Annotated in this window: 3 protein-coding genes; all 3 read right to left on the bottom strand. The window is 46.7% G+C overall.

What is annotated here, in order from left to right:
• Positions 1–251: 251 nt before the first annotated feature.
• Positions 252–764, bottom strand: coding sequence for an isoprenylcysteine carboxyl methyltransferase family protein (locus HMPREF1640_RS09920; protein WP_036894296.1), 513 nt, complete (start codon positions 762–764; stop codon positions 252–254).
• A gap of 106 nt (positions 765–870) precedes the next feature.
• On the bottom strand, positions 871–2,637 hold the full coding sequence (locus HMPREF1640_RS09915) for a phosphatidylinositol-specific phospholipase C (RefSeq protein ID WP_231565890.1): 1,767 nt from the start codon (positions 2,635–2,637) through the stop codon (positions 871–873).
• Between the two features lie 557 nt (positions 2,638–3,194).
• The gene (locus HMPREF1640_RS09910; protein ID WP_036894292.1) at positions 3,195–3,818 is read right to left on the bottom strand and encodes a hypothetical protein; all 624 of its coding nucleotides are present in this window, start codon (positions 3,816–3,818) and stop codon (positions 3,195–3,197) included.
• Between the last annotated feature and the right edge of the window lie 124 nt (positions 3,819–3,942).

Raw genomic sequence — 3,942 nt, 5'->3', positions numbered from 1 at the left:
GGACACCAATAATAAGTTTTTTGGTTTGCAGCCCGATTGTCAGCTACCAATAACCGTGACCGACGTCGGTCAGCGTCGTGAGTGACGACATTTGGAAGAATATTGAATGAAACACACAGGGGGGAGTTTTTCTGAAAAGAAAAACTCCCCCCTCTTCGATACCACACGTCTGTATGTGGTTGCAGTCCTGTTTATAAAAGTTATCCTGATGAAAGGTATTTTATAAAGTTTATCGACGTCGGTCACGGCCGTTACGATAGCAGGTGCCGCATGGCTCTTTCTTCTTGACGGATGCGAACCATTAGCAGGTAGCCGTAGAGGGGCAGACCTACGCACAACGTTGTCCAAGCATGGCAGAGCAGCGCCACACCTACCAGCTCTGGTATGATGTTGAGGAAATAGTTGGGGTGTCGCACCGTACGAAACAAGAAACTACGATCAATGCGGTGGTTGGGTACGATGTAAAGTTTTACTGTCCAAACGTCACGCAGCTTGTAGATGACGTAAAACAGCATGATGTAGGCAAACGCCATGACTGCCACGCCGATGACAGAGGTCCTGTCAAACTCCATATTGCTGCTATACCCCTCATAGAGGGCACCAAAGTAGTAGGCTATATGGGCAAGCGTTAGCAGTAGGGAGTTGCGTTTTCCGTACTGTGTGGCTCCACATTTGATGAGACGTTTCTCGTTCCTTATTGAGAAAGCGAGGGAGAACAAGCGCAAGACAAAGAAACTTGCGAAGATGATAATTGCATATAGCATAACTGTAATATGTTTTATGATGATTAATAATCCACTATGAAGCCGTGCCGATGCGGGGGGGATTCCGCACGGCTCGGCAGGTGTGTTGTTGACTTGCCCCAACTTGTTACCACTGCTTGAGCGGCGGTGTGGCAGTATCGTTGAACTTGATGACAATGTTGGTGAGTCTGTTGTCCCACCAGCCTGCAAAGTTGAACAGTAGTATACCCGTTGTACGCAACTGATGGTCTCCCTTAAGAATATTTATCACATGCGGATCAACGTATCCTGTGACGGCATTGGGTGTGCCTATGCCGTTTGGACCCGTGTACGAGCAGAAGGTGATGAACCAGTCGGGTGCCGCACCACCGTACGCCTTACTGGCTTTGAGCAGGTTCTGGCGCACAAGATTCACCTTGTCGCCAGCGGTACATTTGTAGGTGTCCTCCACATTCAGCGTGGTACGACTGTAATTGGTGGAGTAGATATTGGTAGAGAATTGTCTGTTATCATACCAGCGATCTATCCACCCCGAGTTGGTGGAGTACCAGCCCTCACGGCTCAAGATGAGCATCTTGCCTCGCAGTTCTCCCATTGTAAGTGTCGGACTGAACGATCCTGCAATGTATGGTGTAACGTAGGGATCAGCTCTTAACACGTTACCCACCGCCGCACGATACTTGTTGCCTCCATCTTTATCGTAGTCGTGGTCACGCTTGATGGTCATGATAACGGTTTCTGATGGGTGTTCCCGCAGAAAATCAGCGGTGGCACGCAATACATCCTTGTGGAACGTGCGGTCGAATACATTACTGGCGTGGCAGAGCTTTAGCACGCCACCATCAAGCACCAAGCGGATGTCGAAGAAGCGTATGCCGCTCTCAAGCTGCCCTTTGATGTCCTTGTCTTGCGTCTTCACCCACCAATTGCCTGACCATGCTCCTGTATCGTGCGTTCCGGGTATGGACATCTTGCACACCAGTCGGTCGTCCTCCATATCCTGCATCCAGTTGGCATTGGTAGTGGAGATCAGTTGCCGCAGTTTCAGTGAGAGTGTGTATGTTCGACCCGCCACTGGACCTTGTGCATTGCTTTTTCCTTCCACTGGAGTGTGGTACAGCCACCATGGCGATCGATGTATCTTGGCTTCTTCTGCAGGTACGACAAAGTAATTGCCCGAATACCCTACGGATCTACCTATGGGCATACTCCAGAAGCCATACCAGGCTGATGTCTCGCCCGGTTTTAATGTGAGTGGTTGGGCGAGTGGACATTCGAAATCCTCTCCACTTTTCTGCAAAACTGGAGAAACGACAGGCGCATCCCCTCGTTCATCAGTCTGCCACATCGCCTCCCACACGAATGGTGCTGCCTGCATGGAATCGTCAGTGGGGCGCATGCGCAGTGATGCCACGCTCATGTCATGTTTCGTATCGTTTGTCAATCTCATGCGTATGAACGCTCCTTGCGGTTTGAAACTCACATGTGGCGAACGCAGGTGCAAACCGTCGCTTGTTTTCAAGGGCAACCATGCTGACAGGTAAGGCATGTTCCATAGCTGCTCCTCATTTTGGTTTATGGGGCGTGCCAGTCGCTCTACGCCCATTTTTATTTTGTGCGTCTTCTCATCGTAGGTTCCATGACCAAGTAGAAAACACGCCTGCCAATTACCAATTTTTTCATCGTGAGGAGCCTCCACGTCAGCATTGAAAGTGTCGCACCACAAGACACCACCACGCGTCTTCCATTTCACCTGTACTAATTTTATTGGTATCTTGGGGTTTTCGTTTCTGATAACGCAAAGTCCCTCAGTTGTTTCGCCTTCTTTTAGCCGCAGCTTCGGTAGGACCATATCTCCCTCAAAACCATAGGTGAAGGATCTTGTTGCTACCATCTTGTTATTGTCTACGCCACCATTAGGCACTTCTATTGTAAGCCGTATCGTGGTTGATTGATGAGACGCACTTTCGCTATTCACTGTAGTGTAACCGTCGCATCCGTATAGAAGCATGGTGGATAACAGCGCATATATTACCGTCAAATTATATAATGTTCTTTTGCCCCATTGGAGGGCGAGTTGTCCTGAAATCACAGTAAATCCTATGTATTTTTGTTTTTTAGGGTGCAAAGATAGTAAATAATAGGCAACTTCCAAAACCTAACTATTGGCACTCGTACGCTTTGGAAAGAAATGGAATGATGTAACTTTGAGCTGCAGCGGTCTTCTTGTCAAAAATCAATGTACACGCAAAATGCATCTCGTAGTCATCTATGGACTTCGAGATGCACAGCTTCTCACAAATACATAACCATGCGCCTACCGCTGAATAGTTACAATATAAAATTATATACTTAATAGTAAGGGAGACATATTGTAGGATACTCTCACATATTTACCAACTCTCTGCAGTTGTATCTATTATAGTAGCACTTTACAACAGTGCGCCGTAACTATCTCAGCACTTTCTTGCCGTTAATGATGTACACGCCTTTGGCAGGGTTTGCTACTCGTCGTCCTGACAGGTCGTACACTCCGTATTTGCCTGTTTTTTCGGCTGTGAGGCTCTTAATGCCTGATGCTTTCATTTTCTTTCCGCTGAAATCCTGCTCGTATACGCTTCCTTTCTCGGCGAATATGTCGAACAACAATTCTATTTTTCCGTCCTCATATATAAAGCTATAATCGTCTATTATTGCTCCGAAAAGCTCTACATTTGTCTTGCCTTTTGTTTCAAACTGCCCTGCTAATGGGTAAGCATAGATGTTCCAGCGTTTTTTGTCTTTCTCTTGTCTGGCTTCTAAGTTGTCGAATACCACTTCCTCAAATACGTCTTTGCCCCAAGGGAAATTTTTCAGTACCAATTTGATGTCGCCGCCTTTCTCGACAATTTCCACGTCGAAGGTTTTGGCAGGCATGTTGGTCAGTTTTTTGCCATCGTTTTGCTTCAATACGGTCTTGGCTGTTCCTTTGTATGTGCCGAATAGTTCTTTTGGCACTTGCGCCATGAGTGTGGTTGCCTGCACGAACAAGGCGACAAAGAGGAGTGTCATTTTGTAATTCTGTTTCTTTTTCATTTGTTCTATTGATGATTATTGTTTATCCTATATCGTATATTGTTTGTTCGTAGATTCAACTTCAAAATGCAACTACGTTTGCAAATTTAAGCAAAAAATCTCAAGTGGCGTTCTGAATCCCAAC

Source organism: Prevotella sp. S7-1-8, assembly GCF_000758925.1.
GTDB lineage: Bacteria > Bacteroidota > Bacteroidia > Bacteroidales > Bacteroidaceae > Prevotella.
This window is presented reverse-complemented; position numbering and strand designations above follow the sequence as displayed.

Excerpts from the sequence above, each read along its gene's own strand:
- HMPREF1640_RS09915 (WP_231565890.1), bottom strand. The coding sequence starts at position 2,637 with ATGGTAGCAACAAGATCCTTCACCTATGGTTTTGAGGGAGATATGGTC.
- HMPREF1640_RS09910 (WP_036894292.1), bottom strand. The coding sequence starts at position 3,818 with ATGAAAAAGAAACAGAATTACAAAATGACACTCCTCTTTGTCGCCTTG.
- HMPREF1640_RS09920 (WP_036894296.1), bottom strand. The coding sequence starts at position 764 with ATGCTATATGCAATTATCATCTTCGCAAGTTTCTTTGTCTTGCGCTTG.